General features: G+C 60.2%; 20 protein-coding genes and 3 pseudogenes. 17 read left to right on the top strand and 6 right to left on the bottom strand.

The window, feature by feature from the left end:
* Positions 1 to 79 precede the first annotated feature (79 nt).
* Both ACNYC6_RS29560 and ACNYC6_RS29555 read left to right on the top strand, forming a co-directional pair.
* The gene (locus ACNYC6_RS29560; protein WP_419710398.1) at positions 80 to 1,168 is read left to right on the top strand and encodes a polyamine ABC transporter substrate-binding protein; all 1,089 of its coding nucleotides are present in this window, start codon (positions 80 to 82) and stop codon (positions 1,166 to 1,168) included.
* Positions 1,099 to 2,466: pseudogene (locus ACNYC6_RS29555) on the top strand (NAD(P)/FAD-dependent oxidoreductase); the annotation flags it as partial. The gene ACNYC6_RS29560 and the pseudogene ACNYC6_RS29555, both read left to right, overlap by 70 nt.
* A 52-nt stretch (positions 2,467 to 2,518) precedes the next feature.
* Here the strand turns inward: ACNYC6_RS29555 and ACNYC6_RS29550 are convergent.
* A complete protein-coding gene (locus ACNYC6_RS29550; RefSeq protein WP_419710397.1) occupies positions 2,519 to 4,492 on the bottom strand; it encodes a BCCT family transporter in 1,974 nt (657 codons plus the stop codon).
* Positions 4,493 to 4,697: 205 nt separating this feature from the next.
* On the opposite strand from ACNYC6_RS29550, the gene ACNYC6_RS29545 reads away from it, so the two are divergent.
* The 7 genes from ACNYC6_RS29545 (at position 4,698) to ACNYC6_RS29515 (ending at position 11,999) form a co-directional block, all read left to right on the top strand.
* Positions 4,698 to 5,294 carry a paraquat-inducible protein A gene (locus ACNYC6_RS29545; RefSeq protein WP_419710396.1) on the top strand — a complete coding sequence of 199 codons (597 nt, stop codon included), beginning with the start codon at positions 4,698 to 4,700 and terminating at the stop codon, positions 5,292 to 5,294.
* Complete coding sequence (locus ACNYC6_RS29540; RefSeq protein WP_419710395.1) at positions 5,291 to 5,947, top strand: paraquat-inducible protein A; 657 nt, start codon at positions 5,291 to 5,293, stop codon at positions 5,945 to 5,947. Before ACNYC6_RS29545 ends, ACNYC6_RS29540 begins: the two co-directional genes overlap by 4 nt.
* Entirely contained in the window at positions 5,928 to 7,604 is a 1,677-nt protein-coding gene (locus tag ACNYC6_RS29535; protein ID WP_419710394.1) for an intermembrane transport protein PqiB, read from the top strand. Before ACNYC6_RS29540 ends, ACNYC6_RS29535 begins: the two co-directional genes overlap by 20 nt.
* Positions 7,605 to 7,621: 17 nt before the next feature.
* Positions 7,622 to 8,179, top strand: a complete 558-nt coding sequence (locus tag ACNYC6_RS29530; protein WP_419710393.1) for a PqiC family protein — start codon at positions 7,622 to 7,624, stop codon at positions 8,177 to 8,179.
* A gap of 137 nt (positions 8,180 to 8,316) precedes the next feature.
* Positions 8,317 to 9,330 carry an iron ABC transporter substrate-binding protein gene (locus ACNYC6_RS29525; protein WP_419710392.1) on the top strand — a complete coding sequence of 338 codons (1,014 nt, stop codon included), beginning with the start codon at positions 8,317 to 8,319 and terminating at the stop codon, positions 9,328 to 9,330.
* 3 nt (positions 9,331 to 9,333) lie between these two features.
* A complete protein-coding gene (locus ACNYC6_RS29520) occupies positions 9,334 to 10,932 on the top strand; it encodes an ABC transporter permease (RefSeq protein ID WP_419710391.1) in 1,599 nt (532 codons plus the stop codon).
* Positions 10,929 to 11,999 (top strand): ABC transporter ATP-binding protein, encoded by a 1,071-nt coding sequence (locus ACNYC6_RS29515; RefSeq protein ID WP_419710390.1) that lies wholly within the window; start codon positions 10,929 to 10,931, stop codon positions 11,997 to 11,999. The genes ACNYC6_RS29520 and ACNYC6_RS29515 overlap by 4 nt, the downstream gene beginning before the upstream one ends.
* A 33-nt stretch (positions 12,000 to 12,032) precedes the next feature.
* On the opposite strand, the gene ACNYC6_RS29510 is transcribed toward ACNYC6_RS29515, so the two are convergent.
* Positions 12,033 to 12,971: a site-specific integrase gene (locus ACNYC6_RS29510; protein WP_419710389.1), complete on the bottom strand. Its 939-nt coding sequence runs from the start codon at positions 12,969 to 12,971 to the stop codon at positions 12,033 to 12,035.
* A gap of 181 nt (positions 12,972 to 13,152) precedes the next feature.
* Between ACNYC6_RS29510 and ACNYC6_RS29505 the strand changes: the two genes are divergently transcribed.
* Positions 13,153 to 14,529, top strand: a complete 1,377-nt coding sequence (locus ACNYC6_RS29505) for a UDP-glucose dehydrogenase family protein (RefSeq protein WP_419710388.1) — start codon at positions 13,153 to 13,155, stop codon at positions 14,527 to 14,529.
* Positions 14,530 to 14,609: 80 nt separating this feature from the next.
* On the opposite strand, the gene ACNYC6_RS29500 is transcribed toward ACNYC6_RS29505, so the two are convergent.
* A complete protein-coding gene (locus tag ACNYC6_RS29500; RefSeq protein WP_419710387.1) occupies positions 14,610 to 14,885 on the bottom strand; it encodes a hypothetical protein in 276 nt (91 codons plus the stop codon).
* On the opposite strand from ACNYC6_RS29500, the gene ACNYC6_RS29495 reads away from it, so the two are divergent.
* From ACNYC6_RS29495 to ACNYC6_RS29465, 7 genes and pseudogenes are all read left to right on the top strand, one after another.
* The gene (locus ACNYC6_RS29495; RefSeq protein ID WP_419710386.1) at positions 14,875 to 15,177 is read left to right on the top strand and encodes a hypothetical protein; all 303 of its coding nucleotides are present in this window, start codon (positions 14,875 to 14,877) and stop codon (positions 15,175 to 15,177) included. The genes ACNYC6_RS29500 and ACNYC6_RS29495 overlap by 11 nt on opposite strands.
* A gap of 107 nt (positions 15,178 to 15,284) precedes the next feature.
* Positions 15,285 to 15,881 (top strand): annotated as a pseudogene (locus ACNYC6_RS29490) (hypothetical protein); the annotation flags it as partial.
* Positions 15,794 to 16,132 (top strand): annotated as a pseudogene (locus ACNYC6_RS29485) (MmgE/PrpD family protein); the annotation flags it as partial. The pseudogenes ACNYC6_RS29490 and ACNYC6_RS29485, both read left to right, overlap by 88 nt.
* A 152-nt stretch (positions 16,133 to 16,284) precedes the next feature.
* Complete coding sequence (locus tag ACNYC6_RS29480) at positions 16,285 to 17,463, top strand: MFS transporter (protein WP_419710385.1); 1,179 nt, start codon at positions 16,285 to 16,287, stop codon at positions 17,461 to 17,463.
* A gap of 160 nt (positions 17,464 to 17,623) precedes the next feature.
* Complete coding sequence (locus ACNYC6_RS29475; RefSeq protein WP_419710384.1) at positions 17,624 to 18,331, top strand: HPP family protein; 708 nt, start codon at positions 17,624 to 17,626, stop codon at positions 18,329 to 18,331.
* A 193-nt stretch (positions 18,332 to 18,524) separates the two neighbouring features.
* Complete coding sequence (locus ACNYC6_RS29470) at positions 18,525 to 19,631, top strand: enoyl-CoA hydratase/isomerase family protein (RefSeq protein ID WP_419710383.1); 1,107 nt, start codon at positions 18,525 to 18,527, stop codon at positions 19,629 to 19,631.
* Positions 19,632 to 19,634: 3 nt separating this feature from the next.
* Positions 19,635 to 20,786, top strand: a complete 1,152-nt coding sequence (locus ACNYC6_RS29465) for an acyl-CoA dehydrogenase family protein (protein WP_419710382.1) — start codon at positions 19,635 to 19,637, stop codon at positions 20,784 to 20,786.
* Between the two features lie 123 nt (positions 20,787 to 20,909).
* Here the strand turns inward: ACNYC6_RS29465 and ACNYC6_RS29460 are convergent, their stop codons facing one another.
* From ACNYC6_RS29460 to ACNYC6_RS29450, 3 genes are all read right to left on the bottom strand, one after another.
* The gene (locus ACNYC6_RS29460) at positions 20,910 to 21,683 is read right to left on the bottom strand and encodes an enoyl-CoA hydratase (protein WP_419710381.1); all 774 of its coding nucleotides are present in this window, start codon (positions 21,681 to 21,683) and stop codon (positions 20,910 to 20,912) included.
* Between the two features lie 16 nt (positions 21,684 to 21,699).
* The gene (locus ACNYC6_RS29455) at positions 21,700 to 22,827 is read right to left on the bottom strand and encodes an acyl-CoA dehydrogenase (protein WP_419710380.1); all 1,128 of its coding nucleotides are present in this window, start codon (positions 22,825 to 22,827) and stop codon (positions 21,700 to 21,702) included.
* A 66-nt stretch (positions 22,828 to 22,893) separates the two neighbouring features.
* Entirely contained in the window at positions 22,894 to 24,087 is a 1,194-nt protein-coding gene (locus ACNYC6_RS29450) for an acetyl-CoA C-acyltransferase (protein ID WP_419710379.1), read from the bottom strand.
* Positions 24,088 to 24,097 lie beyond the last annotated feature (10 nt).

The following is a 24,097-nucleotide window of genomic DNA, read 5'->3' as shown; positions in this document are numbered from 1 at the left end:
GCCGCCATCGCGGGCAAGCCAGCTCCCACAGGGAGTGGTGAATACCCATAGACCCCAATAATTCCAAGAAGGTATCGATATGCGTCTATTGAAATCCGTGGTCCCGCTCGCCCTGGCAACCTTGTTCAGCGCCGTTGCCCAGGCCCAGCCGCAGGTCAGCGTCTATAACTGGACCGACTACATCGGCGAAACCACCCTCGCCGACTTCCAGGCCAAGACCGGGATCAAGGTGATCTACGACGTGTTCGATTCCAACGAAACCCTGGAAGGCAAACTGCTCGCCGGGCGCACCGGGTATGACGTGGTGGTGCCGTCCAACCACTTCCTCGCCCGTCAGGTAAAGGCTGGCGCGTTCCTCAAACTGGACCGCGAACAACTACCGAATTTCAAGAATCTCGACCCGAAACTGCTGACGCTGCTGGAAAAAAACGATCCGGGTAACGAGCACTCGGTGCCGTACCTGTGGGGCACCAACGGCATCGGTTACAACGTCGAAAAGGTCAAGGCAGTGCTGGGCATCGATAAGATCGACTCCTGGGCGGTGCTGTTCGAGCCGGAAAACATCAAGAAACTCAGCGCCTGCGGCGTGTCGATGATGGATTCGGCGGATGAAGTGTTCCCGGCGGTCCTCAACTACATGGGCATGGATCCGCGCAGCGAGAACCCTGAGGACTTCAAGAAAGCCGAAGCCAAGCTGCTGAGCATCCGTCCGTACATCACCTATTTCCATTCTTCCAAGTACGTCTCCGACTTGGCGAACGGCGATATCTGCGTCGCCTTCGGTTACTCGGGTGACGTGTTCCAGGCCGCCAACCGCGCCAAGGAAGCCGGCAACGGTGTGAACATCGCCTATGCCATTCCCAAGGAAGGCGCCAACCTGTGGTTTGACCTGCTGGCCATTCCCGCCGATGCCAGCAACCCGAAAGAAGCCCACGCCTTCATCAATAACCTGCTCGACCCGCAGGTGATCGCCAAGGTCAGCGCCTCGGTCGGCTACGCCAACCCGAACCCGGCCGCCAAGCAGTACATGGACGCTGAACTGGTCAACAACCCCGAGGTTTACCCGTCCCAGGAAGTCCTCGACAAGCTCTACATCTCGACCACGCCGCCGCAGTCGATCATGCGACTGATGACCCGTTCGTGGAGCAAAGTGAAGTCCAACAAATGAACCAGTACACCCAGGAACATACCCACTCTTACTACGCGGCGTCGGCCCATGGCATCGGGCCCTGGCCGACGCTGGCCGAAGACCTCGTGGCCGATGTCTGCGTGATCGGCGGCGGTTTTACCGGAGTCAATACCGCCATCGAACTGGCCCAGCGCGGGCTCTCGGTGATCCTGCTGGAGGCGCGGCGAATTGGCTGGGGCGCCAGTGGGCGCAACGGCGGGCAATTGATACGCGGGATCGGTCACGACGTCAGCGGTTTTGCCAAACACATCGGTGTCGAAGGCGTGCGCTATCTGGAGCACGCTGGAACGGAGTCGGTGCAAGTGGTGGGCAATCGCATCCGCGAAAACGCGATCGAATGCGACCTGCGCTGGGGCTTTTGCGAGTTGGCCAACACCCCGGCGCAGTTCGCCGGGTTGAAAGCTGAATACGCAGAGCTCAAGGAATCCGGTTACGCCCACGAAACCCGGCTGGTCGAACCTGAGCAGATTCGTCAGCAAGTGGTGAACTCAGGTGTGTATGCCGGTGGCCTGATCGACATGGGTTCGGGCCATTTGCATCCGTTGAACCTGGTCCTGGGCGAAGCGAAGCTTGCGCAATCCCTTGGCGTAAAGATCTTCGAACAGAGCCCGGTGCTGGAGTTGATCCATGGCAGCACGGTGCAGGTGCGATGTGCCGGCGGCACAGTTCGCGCCGGCAGCCTGGTGCTTGGCTGTAATGCGCACCTGGAAGAACTTGAACCGAAACTCAGCGGCAAGGTGCTGCCGGCCGGCAGCTACATCATTGCCAGCGAACCGTTGTCGCCGGCGCTTGCCGCCGAGTTGATCCCCCACAATATGGCGCTGTGCGACCAGAAAGTCGGCCTGGATTACTACCGGCTCTCGGCGGACCGACGCCTGTTGTTTGGCGGTGCCTGCCATTATTCCGGACGCGATCCACGGGACATCACCGCGTACATGCGCCCGCAAATGCTCAAGGTTTTCCCACAACTGGCGAACGTGCGCATTGACTACCAATGGGGCGGCAAGATCGGCATCACCGCCAATCGATTTCCGCAGGTCGGGCGCCTGAGCCAGCACCCGAACGTGTTCTACGCCCAGGGGTATTCCGGTCATGGCCTGAACGTGACCCACTGGTGCGCCAGGTTGCTGGGCGAGGCGATCCATGCGGGCCACAGCAAAGGTTTCGACGTGTTCAGCGCCGTGCCGCACATGACCTTCCCCGGCGGCCGCGCCCTGCGTTCGCCACTGCTGGCCCTTGGCATGTTGTGGTACCGGATGCGTGAAGTGCTCGGTTAAACCTCACGCCCTATGCGTGGGTGGCGCGGGAGTTCATCCCGCGCCACCGGCGTCAACGCACCACATGCAGATAATGCAAGTGACGCTCGTACTGATCGAGGACATCGCCAATGACGTCCTCACGACTCCACCCCATGACGTCGTAATCCTGGCCGCCTTCGCGCAAGTACACTTCAGCGCGGAAATACTTGCGGGCATCGGTGCCTTCGTCGCCGTCACTGACCACAAAACTCGGGGTGTTAAAGGCGCGCGGGCGGACCTCGTAGAGGAAGCGTCCCTCCCCGGCATGGTCCACTTCCAGCGTCACGCCGCCGTCATTGCCCTCGTTGACCGTCACCTCGTAGCCCTGCTTGCGCAACTCGACAGCCACTTCTTCAAAACCAGGCTTGACCACCTCTTCAATAAACCGCCGGACATGAGCACGCCTGGGCATCATGGCAATATTGCGTAACCGTCGTTGCCAGCCGCCATGGGGGTTTGGCGCATGACGCGGACCCGGTAGCGCCTGACCACGCAGGTCGCGGCGAGTCGCATCCAGTGCCAACGCCTTGAACAGCCCCCAGATGGATGCCAGCAAAATGATCGAAAACGGCAGCGCACTGGCGATCGTCGCGGTCTGCAGTGCCTTCAGGCCATTGGCGAGCAGCAGCGCAATCGCCACCACGCCGATGCTCACCGACCAGAAAATACGCTGCCACAACGGCGAATGGTCGTGCCCGGACGACGCCAGCATGTCCACCACCAGCGCGCCGGAATCCGCGGAGGTGACGAAGAACACCACCACCATCAGCACGGCCACCATCGACACCACGCCGGAAAACGGAAAGTGCTCGAGGAATGCGAACAATGCCAGCGAGCTGTCCTGACCAATAATCGTCGCCAGATCCTTCGCACCTTCGTTGAGAATCATGTGGATCGCGGTATCACCAAAAATCGTCATCCATAACAACGTGAAGCCGGCCGGCACGAAAAGCACGCCGCAGACAAATTCCCGAATCGTTCTTCCGCGGGAAATGCGCGCGATGAACAATCCCACGAACGGTGACCAGGACAGCCACCAACCCCAATACAGCAGCGTCCAGCCACCAATCCAGTCAGTGGGCTCGTAGGCGTACAGGTTGAAGGTCTTGTTGACGATGTCGGACAGGTACGCGCCGGTGTTTTGCACGTAAGCCTGTAACAGGAAGACCGTAGGCCCCAGTAGCAACACGAAGATCAACAACACCACGGCCAGACCCAGATTGATCTCCGACAGTATGCGGATCCCCTTGTCCAGGCCGGTCGCGACCGACAGGGTTGCCAAGGCGCAAGTCGCCGTGATCAGCATGACCTGGACGGTGGGGTTCACCGGCAAACCGAACAAGTGATGGAAACCACTGTTGATCTGCAGCACGCCATACCCCAGTGAAGTCGCAACACCGAACACCGTGCCGAGGATCGCAAACACATCCACCGCATGACCGATCGGGCCGTAGATTCGCTCGCCAATCAGCGGGTACAACGCTGAACGCAAGGTCAGTGGCAGACCGTTGCGGAAACTGAAATAGGCCAGGATCAACGCCACCATGGCGTAGATCGCCCAAGCATGCAGGCCCCAGTGAAAAAACGTGATCTTCATCGCCTCGCGTGCAGCGGCCACTGTACCGCCCTCACCTACCGGAGGGCTGGTGAAGTGCATGACCGGCTCGGCGACCCCGAAGAACATCAAACCAATCCCCATGCCGGCGGAAAACAACATGGCAAACCAGCTGCTGTTGCGATAGTCCGGCTCACTGTGGTCCGGACCCAGCTTGATGTCGCCGTAACGGCTCACAGCGAGAAACACCACACTGATCAGGACCAGCGCGACGGCCAGGATATAAAACCAGCTTGCATTGGTATTGATCCATTGCTGGATGCTGTCGAACTGGGACTGTGCCTCAACCTGGAAAACGACGGCATAGAGCACCAGTAACAGAATGAGTACCGCACTGGTATAGAACACCGGCGGGTTGAGCGTGCTCTTGGGTCTGGAAGGATTGTCCATGAAAACGTCGTACTCCCCTGCTGCAAAGAGTCGCATGTTTGATCGACATGCTCGCCTGCCACATGTGCTCGATCGAGTGTAGTCGCATTTCATTTACAGCCACGATCGGGCAATGGCCGGCAACGACTTTCGATTTGCTCATTTGCGAGTCACTTCTATATTGAGGGGGTGCTCTGAATTTCCTGCCTTCTGTTGAGCTTGATCTATGGCAACTACTGATCAATTGATCATCTGCGAGCACTGCGACTGCGTGTACGAGAAAGTGGCGCTCGCCAAACATCAAAAAACCCTGTGCACGCGCTGTGGCGGCGTGCTTCAGCGCTATAACGGCCTCACGGTAGAGCAACGCCTTGCGTTGACCTTCACCGCTTTGATGCTGTGGATCTTCGCCAATTTCTATCCGGTCATGAGCATCAGCCTCAAAGGCCTGAAAAACAGCGCGACGCTCTGGGACTCTGTGCTGGCACTGAGTCTGGGGCCGATCACGTTCATCGCGATGGTGGCCGCGATCGCCATGATCATCGCGCCGATTATCCAGTTGACGCTGCTGATCTGGGTCTTGAGCTTCGCGCTCTCCAACAAACGCTCGCCCGGGTTCACATTCTGCATGCGCTGGCTGGAAACCCTCCGACCCTGGAGCATGCTCGAAGTCTGTCTGTTAGGGGCCATGGTGGCAGTGATCAAACTGGCCGGCTTGCTTGACGTGTTGCCCGGCATCGGTTTGTTCGCCCTGGCTGCACTCAGCCTGATGATGATCCGTATTGCCGGCCGCGATATCCGCGACCTATGGGACATCCAATGACTACGCCACCGGTAGCCGACGAGCTCAATCTATGCCTGTGCCACACCTGTGGCCTGGCCTGCGACGTCACCCACCAGCCGCACGAATGCGAGCGCTGCGGCGCGCCGCTGCATCGACGCAAAACCAACTCGTTGACCCGCACCTGGGCCTTCATGATTGCCGCCCTGGTGTTCTACATACCGGCCAATCTGTTGCCGGTGATGAACACCAAAATGGTCGGCGACGGCGCCGACAGCACGATCATGAGTGGCGTGCTGGAATTCTGGGAGGCCGGCGCCTGGGACATCGCCCTGATCATTTTCATCGCCAGTATCGCGGTGCCAGGCATCAAGTTCGTGGCGATCACGTTGCTGTTGGTCACCGTGCAACGCGACAGCGAATGGGCGCGCAAAGAGCGTTCGAAGCTCTATCGTTTTGTCGAGGTGATCGGTTACTGGTCGATGCTCGATGTGATCGTCGTCGCCCTGGTAGCTTCGCTGGTGAAATTTCAAGCCCTGGCCGACATTGAGCCGCGCCCGGGGATTCTTTTCTTTGGACTGGTGGTGGTGTTTACCATGCTCTCGGCGATGAGTTTCGACCCGCGGTTGATTTGGGATAACGATCGGGAAGTTCCGCAAAATCAGGAGGTCAAGGATGCAGTCGCAAACCACTAACCCGCCACAAGCCCCAGGGCAGGCGCCCATCAAGACCCGGCGCTTCAGCATTTCGCTGGTGTGGATCGTGCCCATCGTCGCGGTGCTGGTGGGTATTTCGCTGGTGGTGCACAGCATCCTGCAAGAAGGGCCGACCATCGTCATCACCTTCAAGACCGGTGACGGCCTGACGGCGAACAAGACCGAGGTCAAATACCGCAACGTGGTGATCGGCCACGTCACCGACGTCGAGTTGAGCAACGACCAGAAAAGCGTCAACGCCACCATCAAGCTGGCGAAACAGGCCGAGAGCTTCACCCGCGAAGACTCACAGTTCTGGGTGGTAAGGCCACGTATCGGCGCCGGCGGCGTGTCGGGGATCGATACCTTGCTGTCCGGGGATTACATCGGCGCCGATATCGGCCAGGCAAACGGTCGCGCGAAGAACTTCAAAGGCCTGGAAAACCCGCCACCGATCACCTACGGCGAGCCGGGCAAGCGCTTCACCCTGCACACCCAGGACCTGGGATCGCTGGATATCGGATCTCCCGTGTACTTCCGCAAGATTCCGGTCGGCCAGGTGGTGGCTTACGCCCTGGACCCGGACGGTAAAGGTGTGAACATCGAGCTGTTCATCCATGCGCCCAACGATCAGTACGTCACCGAGAACACCCGGTTCTGGAACGCCAGCGGCGTTGACGTGAACGTCGGCGCCAATGGCTTTGCGGTCAAGACCGAATCCTTGTCCTCGATCCTGGTGGGCGGCATTGCCTTCCGCGCGCCGGAGTACAGCCCCGACGACAAGCCGGCCTCCGAGGAATACGCCTACGAACTGTTCGACGACCAGCAAACCGCGCTCGCCCCACCCAACGGCAAGCCGCAATACCTGGCGTTACGCTTTGATCAGGCCCTGCGCGGGCTCAAGATCGATGCCCCGGTGGAATTCCTCGGGGTGGAAATCGGCAAAGTGGTGTCGATCAACCTGGATTTTGATGCGAAAAAGCGCAGCTTCCCGCTCAACGTCGGCATCGTGATCTATCCGCAACGTCTGGGTCAGGCCCACATAAAAATGCTCGCAGCGCTCAATCATGATCCCAATGATGAAGCCGGTGGCGTGCGCGTGATCGGCACGTTCATCGAGAACGGTCTACGTGCCCAGGCCCGAACCGGCAATCTGTTGACCGGCCAACTCTACGTCGCGCTGGATTTCTTCCCCAAGGCCGAAAAAGTCGCCTTCGATGCCAGCGCTCGCCCGGTCATGATCCCGACCGTTCCGGGTAGCCTGGAACAGTTGCAGGAAAAACTCGAAGCCATGGTCGACAAGATCAACAAGCTGCCGGTGGAGCGTATTGCCGGCAACCTTGACGGCAACCTCGCGGAAATGCGCAAAACCCTGAGTCAATTCAACAGCAAGACGTTGCCAGGCGTGCAGAACACCCTGTCGAACGTGAGCAAGACCTTGCAGTCAGCCGACACCACGCTGAAATCAGCCAATTCGACCCTCGCCGAAGATTCGCCGCAACGCGAGCAACTGGGGCAAACCCTGGACGAGCTTGGACGCACATCGCGGTCCTTGCGTGATCTCGCGGATTACCTGGGTCGTCATCCGGAGTCGCTGATTCGCGGCCGCCCCGAAAATGCCGCCCCTATGGATCTGCAAGGGCCACCAAGCAAATGACTACAGGAGTAATACCCATGGCTTTTCCGTTGAAGTTGACCTTGGTCGCCGCGCTGTCATTGCTCGCCGCTTGCCGCAGCGATCCGATCCAGTTTCACACCCTGACCCCGGCGCAATTGCCCGGTAATACCAGGACCACGACGGATATCCAGATCGAAGGTCTCACCGTGCCACCTCAGGTCGATCGGCCGCAGATTGTGGTGCGCGAAGGCAATACGGGCATGGCGATTCTCGAAACCCAGTGGTGGGGTGCCAGCTTCGTGGATGAACTGCGTAGCGCCCTGCTCGACCAGATGATCAACAACAATCCGCAACGCAGAATATCGGTGCGCCTGGAGGTTCAGCGTTTCGATTCGATTCCCGGTCAGTACGGGCTGATCGATGTGAAATGGCGCCTGCGCGGCGCCAATGGCGATGAAACCTCATTGATGAGCTGCCGCAGCACCTTGCAGACACCGTCAGGGCCGTCCATCGATGAACTGGTGGCGGCCCAGCAGAACAACGTCAAGCGTCTGGCCGCGGTGATCAGCCAGGCAGCGAACGGCTCGCAAAAAGGTTGTCCGTCGGCCCAATGATTTGACGTTTTTTTCTCATTTGGCCCTTTACATTTGCCGCGCCGCAAACATGCAAATGATTCCTATTGATCTACAATAATCGACGTCACTCTTGTCGAATCTGCTTGCTCGATTAAAAAACCAGGAGCTGCAACAGCATGATGTCCCGTATCCCGTCTTTCCTGAAAAAAGCCCTGCTGGCCACCGCGTTGGTAAGCGCCGGCCACGTGTATGCAGCCGATGGCGTCGGCATTGTGGTCTACAACGCACAACACGAAGGCCTGACCAAGGCCTGGGTTGAAGGTTTCACTCAGGAAACCGGAATTCCGGTCACCTTGCGCAACGGTGATGACACCGAAATGGGCAACCAGATCGTGCAGGAAGGCGCCGCCTCGCCGGCCGATGTGTTCCTGACCGAAAACTCTCCGGCCATGGTGCTGGTCGACAACGCGGGGCTGTTTGCGCCGGTCGACAACACCACCCTGGAGCAAGTCGACTCCGCCTACCGTCCGGCCCACGGCAAATGGGTGGGCATCGCCGCACGCGCCACGGTGTTCGTCTACAACCCGAGCAAACTGCCTGAAGCGCAACTGCCTAAATCGATCATGGACCTGGCCGATCCGAGCTGGAAAGGTCGCTGGGGCGCATCGCCGGGCGGTGCCGACTTCCAGGCGATCGTCGCCGCCATCCTCGAACAGAAAGGCGAAGCCGCGACACTTGACTGGCTCAAAGCCATGAAAACCAACTTCACCGCCTACCGCGGTAACAGTTCGGTGCTCAAGGCGGTGAACGCCGGGCAGATCGACAGTGGCGTGATCTATCACTATTACAGCTTCGTCGATCAGTCCAAGACTGGCGAAAATAGCAAGAACACCGCCCTGCACTACTTCAAGCACAAGGACCCGGGTGCGTTCGTCAGCATTTCCGGTGGCGGCGTTCTGGCGTCCAGCAAACACAAGGAACAAGCCCAGGCGTTCCTGAAGTGGATTACCGGCAAGGACGGCCAGGCCATCCTCAAGGACGGCAAATCGTTTGAATACGCCGTGGGCAAGAACGCTCAATCCAATCCAAAACTGGTGCCTTTGCAGCAGCTCGACGCGCCAACCGTCGATGCCTCGAAACTCGACAGCAAAAAAGCCGTGGAGCTGATGACTCAGGCCGGACTGCTTTAATTGATGCCTGAAATCCTGCCGGCGGGTGTCACAGATGCAGTACCCGCCAACCTGCGCCGACGATCACGCGGCCTGTTCGCGAGCCGTGGCGGCGCGTGGGTGGTCGGTTTGTCGGTGCTGGTTTCGTTGTTGGCGCTGCTGCCGATTGCCTATGTCATCGGCGTGTCCTTGCAGACAGGCTGGTCCACAGTGGTCACGCTGGTGTTCCGGCCACGGGTCGGCGAATTGCTGGTCAACACCGTGTTACTGGTGGTCATCACCGTGCCCCTGTGCATCGCCCTCGGGGTGACGCTGGCCTGGCTGACCGAACGCACCAATCTGCCGGGACGGCGCTGGTGGTCGTTGCTGGCGACGGCGCCACTGGCGGTGCCGGCGTTCGTGCACAGTTACGCCTGGGTCAGCCTGGTGCCGCCGATTCACGGGTTATTTGCCGGAGTGCTGGTTTCGGTCATCGCCTATTTTCCGTTTTTGTACTTGCCGGTTGCCGCCACCTTGCGTCGCCTGGATCCGGCCATCGAGGACGTTGCCGAATCGCTCGGACTCAAGCCGTGGGCGGTGTTTTTCCGGGTGGTGCTGCCGCAACTGCGACTGGCGATCTGCGGTGGCGCGCTGCTGGTGGGCCTGCATCTGCTGGCCGAATATGGCCTGTACGCGATGATTCGCTTCGACACCTTCACCACGGCGATCTTCGATCAGTTCAAGTCCACCTTCAACGGCGCGGCCGCGCACATGCTGGCCAGCGTGCTGGCACTGTGCTGCCTGGCCATGCTGACCGCAGAATCGGCTGCGCGTGGCACGGCGCGCTATGCCCGCGTCGGCTCCGGCAGTGCCCGTGAACAGCGGATCGTAATCCTGCGCACCCCATCGACCGCACTCGGGCTTGCGTTACAGATCACCACCTGCGCGCTGGCACTGGGCGTGCCATTGATCACCCTGGGCCAGTGGCTGATTGCCGGCGGCGTGCAGGTCTGGGACTTGAGCGAACTGTTGCCGGCCCTGGAACAGACGCTGTTATTCGGCGTGGCCGGTGCCACCCTGACGACCTGCGCGGCGATCCCGATTGCCTGGCTGTCGATTCGCTATCCGGGCCGATTGCAACGGGTACTGGAAAGCTGCAACTACATCACCAGCTCGTTACCGGGAATTATCGTGGCGTTGGCCCTGGTCACCGTGACCATCCATTTTGCCCGGCCGATCTACCAGACCACCATCACCGTGTTGCTGGCGTACCTGCTCATGTTCCTGCCCCGCGCGCTGGTAAGCCTGCGTGCAGGCATTGCCCAGGCGCCGGTGGAGCTGGAGAACATCGCCCGCAGCCTCGGTCGTTCGCCGGTCCGGGCGTTGTGGCTGATTACTCTGCGGCTGGCCGCACCGGGCGCCGCCGCAGGCGCTGCGCTGGTGTTCCTGGCGATCACCAACGAACTGACCGCCACCCTGCTGCTCGCCCCCAACGGTACGCGCACGCTGGCCACCGGGTTCTGGGCGCTGACCAGCGAAATCGACTACGCCGCCGCGGCTCCCTACGCGCTGTTGATGATTGTGCTGTCGCTTCCGTTGACCGGAATCCTTTATCACCAATCCAAAAAAACGGCTGGCCGATGAACGCTCTAGAACTGCATTCACTGAACAAATCCTACGGCGCCCACCAAGCGCTGGACGATGTCAGCCTGTCCGTCCCCAGCGGCAGCCGCACGGTGATTGTCGGCCCTTCCGGGTCGGGCAAAACCACGTTGCTGCGGATGATCGCCGGCTTCGAATTTCCGGACTCGGGGCGACTGTCGCTCAACGGCCAGACGCTGGTCGACAGCACCCATGAAGTACCGGCGCATCAACGCCTGATTGGTTATGTGCCGCAGGACGGCGCGCTGTTCCCGCACATGACGGTGGCCGCCAACATTGGTTTCGGCCTGGCGACCAAGGGCAGCGAAAAGCAGCACCGTGTCGAGCAACTGATGGACAGTGTGGCCCTTGATTCGAACATGGCCCAGCGCTGGCCCCACGAACTGTCCGGCGGCCAGCAACAACGGGTAGCGCTGGCACGCGCCCTGGCCCAACAGCCTCGGCTGATGCTGCTGGACGAACCGTTCTCCGCACTCGATACCGGCCTGCGTGCGAGCATGCGCAAACTGGTCGCGCGTTTGCTGGCGGAAGCCGGGGTCACCACTATCCTGGTCACCCACGACCAGAGCGAAGCGCTGTCCTTTGCCGATCAACTGGCGGTTATGCGCCACGGCCGATTGGTGCAGTCGGGGCATCCGCTGGACCTTTACCGTTATCCCGGCGATGTCCAGACCGCGCTGTTTCTCGGTGATGCGGTGGTCATGCCCGCCCGCATCGAAGCCGGCTGGGCCCATTGCGATCTGGGCCGGATACCGGTCAACAACCACCGCAACAACACCGCGGCGCAAATCATGCTACGGCCCGAGCAATTGCAGGTCGCCAGCGTCCTGCCCAATAGCACGGAAGTCGCCGGTTGCCGCGCGGTGGTGACCGACCGTGATTTCAGCGGCAACACCTGTACCCTGACCGTGGAATTGAAGGCCTTGGCCCCCGGCGAAGAGACCGGCCGTTCACTGCTGGTGCGCAGTTCGGGCATGTACGCGCCTCCGGCCGGCAGCGCCGTGCATGTCTCGACCATCGGCCATGCTCATGTGCTGAGCGAGCCTTGAGGTAATTTCCCGCAGGAGGATGCGCCCTTGCGATCAAAGATCGAAACGATCCACCGCACGGCGCCGCTCGTTGTCATCTCGCACATCGTAGTTGGCGGTGGTCTGGATGTTGCTGTGGTGAGCCAGTTTTTGCGCGATCGACAGATCGTGTTCCTCGATCACCCGGGTGATGAACGAACGGCGGAAATCATGGGGCATGATTTTCACCCCCACCTGCGCCCCGCGCTGGCGGGCGATGTAGTAAATGGCATGCTTGGTAATGCGCTCACGGGTGATGTGGCTGCCACGGCGAATGCGATTGAACAGAAACGTATCGTCGGATTCGCCTTCCTTGAGCTGTGAACGGCGCAACTCCAGCCAGGCATCGAGTTTGGCGAAGGCCCAGGCCGGGGCGTACTTGATCAACTGCTTGTTGCCCTTGGCCGTGACCCGCAGGCTGCGTTCGGAGAAATCCACCTGGTTGAGGTCCAGGTTCACCGATTCCGATTTGCGCATCCCCGAACCGTACAGAATCCCGATGATGGCCGCATCGCGCAGGCCCTGTGGCCGTGGATCGGCGGCGCAGACTTCCATCAATTCCTGAATCAACGTACGCCGCAGATTGCGCCCCTGTGACAAACGTGTGCCGGCGATGCCCTTGACCGAGCGCATTTTCAGCAGGTGTTCCTGGCTGATCAGGCTCATGCGCCACGCCTCGTTCATCACTCCGCGCACCGCGTTGACGTACAGCGACGAGGTATTCGGCGCATAGCCATCGGTGCGCAAAGTGGCGACCAGCGCAATGACGTCTTCAGGTTGCAGGTTGTGCCAGGGAATCTCTTCGATGTTGACTTCGTCGAAGCCCAGGCGGTCGGCGGCGTCCTGCAACACATACCGCATGGTCAATTGGCTGGAGGGCGCCAAACGCGCCAGATAAAGGGTCAGCGGGTTGGTCTTGAGCGTACTTGGATCAGCAACGGGTAAGTCAGTCAAACGAAACGGCCTTGAAAAAAGAAGCAGCAACAAACGGCGTGCATGCAGAGAGGGTCGTTACGCTGCCGGTCATGGCCGACAAAGTCAAATATCGCCGACAGGGGCCACTGCCCTGGTGATAGATGAATTGAAACATGGTGATGCAATCCTCGAACGCAGTTGATCGCGGCAGGAGCAAGCCATGAAAATCAGTGTATTTGGTAGCGGTTACGTTGGCCTGGTGCAAGCCGCCGTCCTGGCTGAAGTCGGCCATGACGTGGTGTGCATGGACATTGACGAGAAAAAAGTCGAGTTACTGCAACAGGGCCACGTGAGCATTTTCGAACCGGGGCTGGCCAGCCTGGTGCGCGAAAGCCTGGACGCCAAACGGTTGCAGTTCACCACCGACGAAAAGCTCGCCGTGCAACATGGCCAGGTGTTGTTCATCGCGGTTGGCACGCCGTCCCGTGAGGATGGCTCGGCGGATTTGCGATACGTGCTGTCAGTGGGTGAAGCGGTGGCGCGGCATCGTGAACATCCGGTGATCCTGGTGGAGAAATCCACGGTGCCGGTGGGCACCGGCGATACCTTGCGTGCGCACATCGACAAATGCCTGATCAAAGTCGGCCGTTTGCTGCAATTCGATATCGTCTCCAATCCGGAGTTTTTGAAAGAAGGCTCGGCCGTGGCCGATTGCCGGCGCCCGGACCGCATCGTCATCGGTTGCGAGCGCGAAGAAGTGCGCGACGTGATGCGCGATCTGTACTCGCCGTTCAACCGCAATCATGAGCGCATCATGTTCATGGACCTGCGCAGCGCCGAGCTGACCAAGTACGCCGCCAACTGCATGCTGGCGACCAAGATCAGCTTCATCAACCAGATCGCCGAACTGGCCGAACACCTGGGCGCTGACATCGAATCGGTACGCTTGGGCATCGGCGCCGATTCGCGCATCGGGTACCACTTCATCTACCCCGGTTGCGGTTATGGCGGTTCGTGCTTTCCCAAGGACATGCGCGCCCTGATCCACAGCGCCGAGGAGGCGCACTGCTCCAGCGACCTGCTGCAAGCGGTGGAAGCCATCAACCAACGGCAGAAACACAAACTGTTCGAACGCATCAAGGCGTTCTACAAGGGCGATTTGCGCGGCAAGACCTTTGCCGTGTGGGGCCTGGCGTTCAAGCCAAACACCGACGACATGCGCGATGCACCGAGTCGCGTACTGCTCGAAGCGCTGTGGGCCGCCGGCGCCAATGTGCGCGCATTCGACCCGGAAGCGATGCAGGAAACCCAGAACCTGTATCCCGAGGAAGCGAAGCTGATGCTGATGGGCACGCCGGAATCGGTGTTGAACGGCGCCGACGCGCTGATCATCTGCACCGAGTGGCAACAGTTCAAGGCACCTGATTTCGACCTGATCCGCCAGCGGCTCAATGCGCCGGTGATCTTCGACGGCCGCAACCTGTACGACGCCGAACGCCTGGCGCGCAATGGTTTCATGTACTTCCCGATGGGCCGGGGCGAGTCGCGCAAGCTGCCGATTCCTCATCAGCAATGGCCTGCAGCAGTGGTCGCTTGATCACCGAGTCCCGTCATCGGTCGACAGTCCTTGATCGGGCTGTCGACACTGTCGTTGAGTGCGGTGCTGAACTGACAGGCTCATTCCTCCCAACCAGTACCCGGACGGAACAAACCACTGGCTTTGTCGTAAACGTTTTTGCCCAGGTGCCCATCGCTCTGGGCCTTCGTCAGTGCGGACTTGAGTGCCAAACAACGCTCGGCGTAGTCATCTGCGCCAATCTTGCATAGCAGGTTGAGCTTGCCCTTTACCGTGTTTGACCCCGCAAGTGCAGCCTTCACCTGCGTTTTCGCACCGCGCCCCTGGTGGTGACTGTCAGCAATCAACGAAAACCAGGTACATGCCTTGTGGCTCATCACCCCAATTGCCAACGCCGGGACAGACCGAAAACAACTCCTGCACGCGAATGCAGGCACCGGAATGCCTGCCTCTGGTATGGATGCGGCAGGAATACCCCACATCGAGATTCAGCACATGGCAAACGAAATGGGCGCAATGATTGTCGTCGGGATTGGTGAACCCGTTTTGGCAGAAGTCCGAGATCGACTGGCCAAGGGTTTCGCTAAGCTTCATGGAACGATCTCCGCACTGGTGAAGTGGGACTTATCGATCATGGCTCTACGACTCAACGAACTACAGGGCACATGAGGAAATGCCCTGTTTAGCTTAGATCCACGGGACAATATTGCAGCCCGGGCATTTGAATCACCTCCTGCTCGATACAGTCTGAAACGCCCGGACTTCGGCTTCAGGGCCAGGGCGCCGACATCGTCAAGGGTTGCGATGCGTTGGCAAAGCTGACTGGCCAGCGTCCAACCGGTATCCGTATCCCCGCCGGCAACGGTGCGCCGGGTTTCATCGAAGCGTTGCGCGATCAGGGCATTCGCTGGTCGTCGTCATGGCGTGGCGATGATCTGCCGTTCGCTCACCCGACGGCGCCAGAGGTGATCGAGTTGCCGTTGCACTATGAACTGGAAGACGAACCCTACTTCGCCTTTAACCTCAGCCCGGCCGTGCCACCGGCGCAATCGCGAATCGCCTCTTACAGCCACACCTTGGGCAACCTGCAAATGGATTTCGCCGGGTTCCACCGTTTTGGCCTGTGCTACGTGCTGCGCCTGCACCCGGTAATCATCGCCACGCCGGGACGGATTGGCGAGCTGCTTGAATGGATTTTGCAGCACGATGACGTGTGGATCGCCACTGGCGCCGAAGTCACCCAATGGTGGGCCGAATCCGCTGCGCCCGTGACTGATGACCATCCGGCGTCAGCAGGTTGCAGGCCTATGACGATGAGCAACGCCGCGAGCCACGCATTGCCCAGTGGATGTCGCGCATTCGCCTTGAAGTGAACCCGCAACTGTCCGAGGATGGCGAGCCCGTGGTGACGCCGCGGACCGTGGACGGTCGGCAGGCGAAACTGTGCGTTGAAGTGGCGTTGGGCGCGCCGGGTAATCCGCTGTGTGATGCGGCGCTGGAAGAGAAGTTTTTCAGTTTGGCGGTGCGGGTGATGTCCCGGCGGCAAGCTGAGGGATTGCTGGGGCAGTTGTGGCGGATTGAAGAAATGGAATCGGTGTGCACGCTCGAGCGGTGGCTCGCTTGAACATGGCGTTGGCTGTACCGGCCTCATCGCGAGCAGGTTCGCTCCTACAGGGGATCGCGTTCGAAATGTGGGAGCGAGCCTGCTCGCGATGGGCCGTGACGCGGTCTCCCGACGAACACCAAAAATACTGAATAAGGACATTTGCACTCACCGTGGCCACTTACTCGCTCGTTATTCGCCGGTTGATGATCGTGTCACTGACCATCGTCGTCAGCCGCGCCATCACCAGCCCGTTGCTCACGTTGTTCCTGAGCAACAAGCTCGGGCTCAACCAACAGGACGTTGGCTTGCTGCTGGGTATCGCGGTGTTCATCGCCACCCTGCTCGCCTTGTACGGCGGCTACATCATCGACCGCCTGGAAAAACGCCGGTTGCTGATCCTGGCGATGCTCTCCAGCGCCATCGGCTTCGTACTGCTGACCTTTGCCGAAAACCTTTACCTGACCACGGCCACTCTGGTGATCACCGAAACCGCATCGGCATTGTTCCTGATCGGCTCAAAAGCGATCCTCAGCGGAAACCTGCCCATGGGCCAACGCGCCAAGGCGTTTTCCCTGCGCTACACCCTGACCAACATCGGCTACGCCACCGGCCCCATGCTCGGCGTGGTGATCGCTGGCGTGTATCCGATTGCGCCGTTCCTGATTGCCGGCGCCATCGCGTTCTTCAGTATCTTCTTGATGATCGGCATCCCGAAGGATTCGGCGCAAACACCAACGCTTGGCCAGCCGCAGAGTTTCCTCAAGACCCTGGTCACCCTGAAGAATGACCGCACGCTGATCATGTTCACCTGCGGTTGCCTGCTCAGTACTGTCGTGCACGGCCGCTTCACCCTGTACCTGTCGCAATACCTGCTGGTGACCCACGATTCCAAACGCGCCCTGGAAATCATGGCAGCCCTGCTCGCTTGCAACGCCATCAGCGTGATTGTGTTGCAATACCAGATCGGCCGCTTCCTCAATCGGGAAAAGCTGCGCTACTGGATTGCCGGCGGCACCAGCCTGTTCATCCTTGGCTTGATCGGCTTTAGCCTGGCGGACAGCATGGTCAGTTGGTGCGTGGCGATGTTCATCTTCACCCTCGGGGAAATGATCATTTACCCGGCCGAATTCCTCTTCGTCGACACCCTGGCCCCGGAAGAACTGCGCGGCAGTTACTACGGTGCCCAGAACCTGGCGGCCCTCGGCGGTGCGCTGAGCCCGGTGATTTGCGGGTTCCTGTTGATGCACACCCCGGCGCCGACCATGTTCTACGCGCTGAGTGCACTCACCGCCATGGGTGGTTTCCTGTGCTTCATGAGTGGGCGTCGCGTGGCTTTACATCAGAATTAATGAATTGAAGCCTCATTAATATGAATTTGTCAGCATCAGCAAGGAACGGCACACTGTGCTCGTTCCTCCCCCAATAGTTGGAACACACTTCAAGGGCTTTCTGGGTATCCCAGATAAGCCTTTTTTTTCCTGATGTTTTGTCTATGGAACGATCGTCATCATGCTCGCTCGCTGGTTGCCCGCCGCTGTCAACACCCGCCCGACTGAATGGAGCCGCGCTGCCATCGGTATGGCGCTGGGGACGATGTTCAGCGTCTGGGCCTGTGCTCAGGTATTCGGCATGGAAGTAGCGCAGCATCTGGTTGGCCCGCTGGGTGCCTCGGCGGTGTTGTTGTTCGCGGTGTCTTCCGGCGCACTCGCACAACCCTGGTCGATACTCGGCGGTTATTTGAGTGCCGGGGTCGTCTCTTTGCTGGTCGCCCACGTGCTCGGACGAACCCTCGGCAGCGCTTGCCTCGCGGCCGGCATGACCGTGATTCTGATGTGCTGGCTGCGTTGCCTGCACCCGCCGGCCGGGGCACTGGCATTGTTGTTGGTCCTGGCCGACCCCGCGACCATCGCCATGGACTGGAAAGCGCTTGGCCCGGTGATGCTCGCCGCATCGACCATGCTGCTCAGCGCCCTGGCCTATAACAACCTGACCCGTATCCGTTACCCCAAACGTGCCAGTGAACCGGTCGCGGTGGTCCCGGCCGACCATCCGCCCGTGGAACCCCAGGCGATCACCGCGCAAGACCTGAAACTGGCCCTGGCTGAAATGGAAGCCTTCTTCGACGTCACCCCCGAAGACCTCGAACAACTGATCCATGCGAGCGAACGGCACGCCAAGCGCCGCAGTATTGGTGACGTCCTGTCGCGTACGCATTAAAGATCAAAAGATCGCAGCCTTTCTCCTGTAGGAGCTGCCGAAGCCTGCGATCTTTTTTCGTTGCCATAATGCAAAAATGCAGTGAGCACCTGCATATATCCCGGTTGTACATCACAAATTTGCACTGTTACGATCCTGCATCGCTCGCGCGCGAGCTACTCTAATAAAGAACAATAAAAGCAGGGAGTTAGTGATGACTGCTCAGGTTTCATCGAAGGCAGCCCCGTCCATGGATGCCACGCAAAACGAAGTGCTGGCCGAAGTACGCAACCACATCGGTCACCTGACCCTCAACCGCCCCGCCGGCCTCAACGCCATCACCCTCGACATGGTGCGCAACCTGCACCGCCAGCTCGACGCCTGGGCTCAGGATTCGCAGGTGCACGCCGTGGTTTTGCGCGGTGCCGGCGAGAAAGCGTTCTGTGCCGGTGGTGACATCCGTTCGCTCTACGACAGCTTCAAAAGCGGTGACACGCTGCACGAAGAGTTCTTCGTCGAGGAATACGCCCTCGACCTCGCGATTCACCACTACCGCAAACCCGTACTGGCGTTGATGGACGGATTCGTCCTCGGCGGCGGCATGGGTCTGGTGCAAGGCGCCGACCTGCGGGTGGTCACCGAAAAAAGCCGTCTGGCGATGCCGGAAGTCGGTATCGGCTATTTCCCGGACGTTGGCGGCAGCTACTTCCTGCCGCGCATCCCCGGTGAGCTGGGGATTTATCTGGGCGTCAGCGGCGTGCAGATCCGCGCGGCCGATGCGCTGTATTGCGGCTTGGCCGACTGGTATCTGGACAGCAGCAAGCTGACCACGCTGGACGAAAAACTCGATCAACTGGAGTGGCACGACACGCCGCTCAAAGACCTGCAAAGCCTGCTGGCGAAGCTCGCCGTGCAACAGTTGCCAGACGCGCCGCTGGCTGTGTTGCGCCCGGCCATCGACCATTTCTTCGCCCTGCCCGACGTGCCGAGTATTGTTGAGCAAATGCGCGAAGTCACGGTCGCCGACAGCCATGAGTGGGCGAAAAACACGGCCGATCTGTTGGAGTCCCGTTCGCCGCTGGCCATGGGTGTAACCCTGGAAATGCTGCGTCGCGGTCGACACCTGAACCTTGAACAATGCTTTGCCCTTGAGCTGCACCTGGACCGCCAGTGGTTCGAGCGCGGCGACCTGATCGAAGGCGTGCGCGCCTTGCTGATCGACAAAGACAAGAATCCGCGCTGGAACCCGCCCACCTTGCAGGCGCTGGACGCCGAACACGTGGCGAGTTTCTTCAACGGTTTCGATGAGAGCGGGAGCTGAGCGATGCACGATCTCGAATTGACTGAAGAACAAGTAATGATCCGCGACATGGCCCGGGACTTTGCCCGTGGTGAAATCGCGCCTCACGCGCAGGCCTGGGAAAAGGCCGGCTGGATCGACGACGGTCTGGTGGCGAAGATGGGTGAACTCGGCCTGTTGGGCATGGTGGTCCCCGAGGAATGGGGCGGCACCTATGTCGACTACGTAGCCTATGCATTGGCGGTGGAAGAAATCTCTGCCGGCGATGGCGCCACCGGCGCATTCATGAGCATTCATAACTCGGTCGGTTGCGGGCCGGTGCTGAACTATGGCACTGAAGAACAGAAGCAAACCTGGCTGGCGGATTTGGCCAGCGGCCAGACCATCGGCTGCTTCTGCCTGACCGAACCCCAGGCCGGTTCCGAAGCGCACAACCTGCGCACCCGCGCCGAACTGCGCGACGGTCAGTGGGTGATCAACGGCGCCAAGCAATTCGTCAGCAACGGCAAACGGGCCAAACTGGCAATTGTGTTTGCCGTGACCGATCCGGACCTGGGCAAGCGCGGTATTTCAGCGTTCCTGGTGCCGACCGACACCGCCGGTTTCATCGTCGACCGCACGGAACACAAGATGGGGATTCGCGCGTCCGACACCTGTGCCGTGACGCTCAATAACTGCAGCATTCCCGAAGCGAACCTACTGGGTGAACGCGGCAAAGGCCTGGCCATTGCCCTGTCCAACCTCGAAGGCGGCCGCATCGGCATCGCCGCGCAGGCACTGGGCATCGCCCGTGCGGCGTTTGAAGCGGCGCTGGCTTACTCCCGTGATCGTGTGCAGTTTGGCAAAACGATCAATGAACACCAAAGCATCGCCAACCTGCTGGCGGACATGCACATGCAATTGAACGCTGCACGGCTGATGATCTTGCATGCGGCGCGTCTGCGCACGGCCGGCAAACCATGCCTGTCGGAAGCTTCGCAAGCCAAGCTGTTTGCCTCGGAAATGGCCGAGAAAGTCTGCTCGTCAGCGATTCAGATTCATGGCGGGTACGGGTATCTGGAAGATTACCCGGTAGAGAAATATTACCGGGATGCGCGGATCACGCAGATCTACGAAGGGTCGAGCGAGATTCAGCGGATGGTGATTGCCCGCGAGCTGAAGAACTATCTGGTTTGAAGCCCTAAAAGCATCGCTGGCAAGCCAGCTCCCACAGGGTTTTCGGTCGTTCACACATACGGTGTACATCCCGGGAACTGTGGGAGCTGGCCTGCCAGCGATAGCGTCAGTAGTAACGCCGCATCACTTACCTTTGAACTCGGCCTCACGCTTGGCAATAAACGCCGCCATCCCTTCCTTCTGATCCTGCGTCGCAAACGCCGCATGGAATACCCGACGCTCAAAGCGCACGCCTTCTGACAGGCTCACCTCAAAGGCACGGTTGACGCTTTCCTTGACCATCATCGCAATCGGCAAGGACTTCCTGGCGATCAGCGCCGCGACTTTCAACGCTTCATCCAGCAGCTCATCACTCGGCACGATCCGCGCCACGATCCCGCAACGCTCCGCTTCCACCGCATCGATCAGGCGCCCGCTCAGGCACATTTCCATGGCCTTGGCCTTGCCCACGGCGCGGGTCAGGCGCTGGGTACCGCCCATGCCCGGCAGCACGCCGAGGTTGATTTCCGGCTGGCCGAATTTGGCGTTGTCGCCGGCCAGGATGAAATCGCACATCAGCGCCAGCTCACAGCCGCCGCCCAAGGCAAAGCCGTTGACCGCAGCGATGATCGGCTTGCGGCGGTTGGCCACGCGGTCGCTGTCGCTAAACAGGTCATCAATGTAGATCTGCGGATAGGTCAGCTCCGCCATTTCCTTGATGTCGGCACCGGCGGCGAAGGCCTTTTTCGAGCCGGTCAGCACGATACAACCGATGTTCGAATCGGCTTCCAGGCCATCGAGGGCGTGGTTCAGTTCGCTGACGATCTGTGCGTTCAACGCATTCAGTGCTTGCGGACGGTTGAGGGTGATCAGGCCAACGCGGCCGTGGGTTTCCAACAAAATCGTTTCGTAGCTCACGGAGTGGTTCCTTCTGTCAAAGATTGCGCGAAATGACCATGCGCTGAATGTCGCTGGTGCCTTCGTAGATCTGGCAGACTCGCACGTCGCGGTAGATCCGCTCCAGCGGGAAGTCGTTCAAGTAACCGTAACCGCCGAGGGTTTGCAAGGCCGACGAACAGACCTTTTCGGCCATTTCCGAGGCGAACAGCTTGGCCATCGAGGCTTCGACCAGTGCCGGTTTGCCGCTGTCACGCAGGGCGGCGGCGTAATGCACCATTTGCCGCGCCACGGCGATCTGGGTCGCCATGTCCGCCAGGCGGAACGCTACAGCCTGATGCTCGATGATCGGCTTTCCGAAGCTCTCGCGCTCACGGGCGTAATCGCGGGCCGCTTCGAACGCGGCGCGGGCCATGCCCACCGATTGAGAAGCGATGCCGACGCGTCCGCCTTCGAGGTTGGCCAGGGCAATCCTGTAGCCTTCGCCCTCTTCGCCCAAGCGGTTGGCCACCGGGACTTTGACGTCTTCGAAGAGGATCTGGCAGGTGTCGGAGGCGTGCTGGCCGAGCTTGTCTTCGACTCGCGCGACTTTGTAGCCCGGCGAGTCGGTGGGCACGATGAAGGCGCTGATGCCGCGCTTGCCGGCAGTCGGGTCGGTCACCGCAAACACGATCACGATCCCGGCGTTCTGCCCGGAAGTGATGAACTGCTTGCAGCCGTTGAGCACGTAGTGATCGCCGTTCAGCTTGGCGCGGGTTTTCAAGCCGCTGGCGTCGGAACCGGCCTGGGGTTCGGTCAGCGCAAAAGCGCCGAGCATTGCGCCGCTGGCCAACGGTTTGAGAAAGCGTTCTTTCTGCTCATCGTTGCCGTAACGCAGGATCGGCACGCAGCCCACCGAGTTGTGCACGCTCATGATGGTCGAGCAGGCGCCGTCGCCGGCGGCGATTTCTTCTAGGGCCATGGCGTAGGCCAGGTAGCCGGTGTCACAACCGCCCCACTGCTCCGGCACCAGCATGCCGAAGAAGCCCAGCCCGGCCATATCGCCGATGGCTTCCTTGGGAAAACGGTGCTCACGGTCCCACTCGGCGGCGAACGGTTTCAGCCGTTCCTCGGCGAATTGCCGGGCCATGTCACGGATTTGTTGTTGGTCGTCATTGGGGATCATGGTGAATCCTTAAACATAGAACAATGTGGGAGCCAGCCTGTTGGCTCCCACAGGGGTGGGGTTGGCTTAGTTCAGGCATTCCACGGCCATTGCCGTCGCTTCACCGCCACCAATGCAAATCGCCGCAACGCCGCGCTTCAAGCCTTTCTGGCGCAGGGCCGAGAGCAAGGTCACCAGGATCCGCGCGCCAGACGCACCAATCGGATGGCCCAGGGCGCAAGCGCCGCCGTGCACATTGAGTTTCTCGTGGGGGATATCCAGATGCGTCATCGCGGCCATGCCGACCACGGCGAAGGCTTCGTTGACTTCCACCAGATCGACTTCATTGAGCGACCAGCCGGTTTTTTTCATCAGCCTCTTGATGGCGCCGATCGGTGCCACCGGGAACAGGCCTGGCGTATCGGCAAATGCCGCATGACCATGGATCACCGCCAATGGCTTCAGACCACGTTTTTCCGCTTCGGAGCGGCGCATCAGCACCAATGCCGCCGCGCCGTCGGAGATCGAACTGGAGTTCGCCGCCGTCACCGTACCGCCGTCACGGAAGGCCGGTTTCAGCGAGGCGATCTTGTCCAGTTTGGCTTTTGGCGGCTGCTCGTCATTGCTGATCGTCACCTGTTCTTTGCCGACGGTCACGGTCAGCGGCACGATCTCATCCTTGAAGCTGCCGTCCTTGATCGCCTGCTGGGCACGGGTGGTCGAGGCGATGGCAAAGGCGTCCTGGGCCTCGCGGCTGAAACCGTTGGTTTGCGCGCAGTCTTCGGCAAAGGTGCCCATCAGGCGGCCCTTGTCGTAGGCATCTTCCAGGCCGTCGAGAAACATCGAATCCTGCACTTTGCCGTGGCCCATGCGATAACCGCTGCGAGCGCGGTCCAGCAAGTACGGCGCATTGGACATGCTTTCCATGCCCCCGGCGATGACCACGTCGGCACTGCCGGCAACCAGCATGTCGTGGGCCAGGATGGCCGCTTCCATGCCCGAGCCGCACATTTTGTTGAGGGTGGTGCAGCGGGTGGATTTATCCAGCCCGGCGCCCAGCGCAGCCTGGCGTGCCGGGGCCTGGCCGAGACCGGCTGGCAGTACGCAGCCGAACAGCACTTCATCGACGGCGTCGGCGGCGACACCGGCCCGATCCACCGCTGCTTTGATCGCGGCAGCGCCCAGTTGCGGTGCAGTCAGGCTTTTCAGTTCGCCCTGAAACCCACCCATTGGGGTGCGGACGGCGCTGACAATGACAATCGGATCGTTGGAAAGGCTCATGACAAATCCT

Origin of the sequence: Pseudomonas sp. NFX224 (assembly GCF_048565165.1) — a bacterium.
Taxonomy (GTDB): domain Bacteria; phylum Pseudomonadota; class Gammaproteobacteria; order Pseudomonadales; family Pseudomonadaceae; genus Aquipseudomonas.
This window is presented reverse-complemented; position numbering and strand designations above follow the sequence as displayed.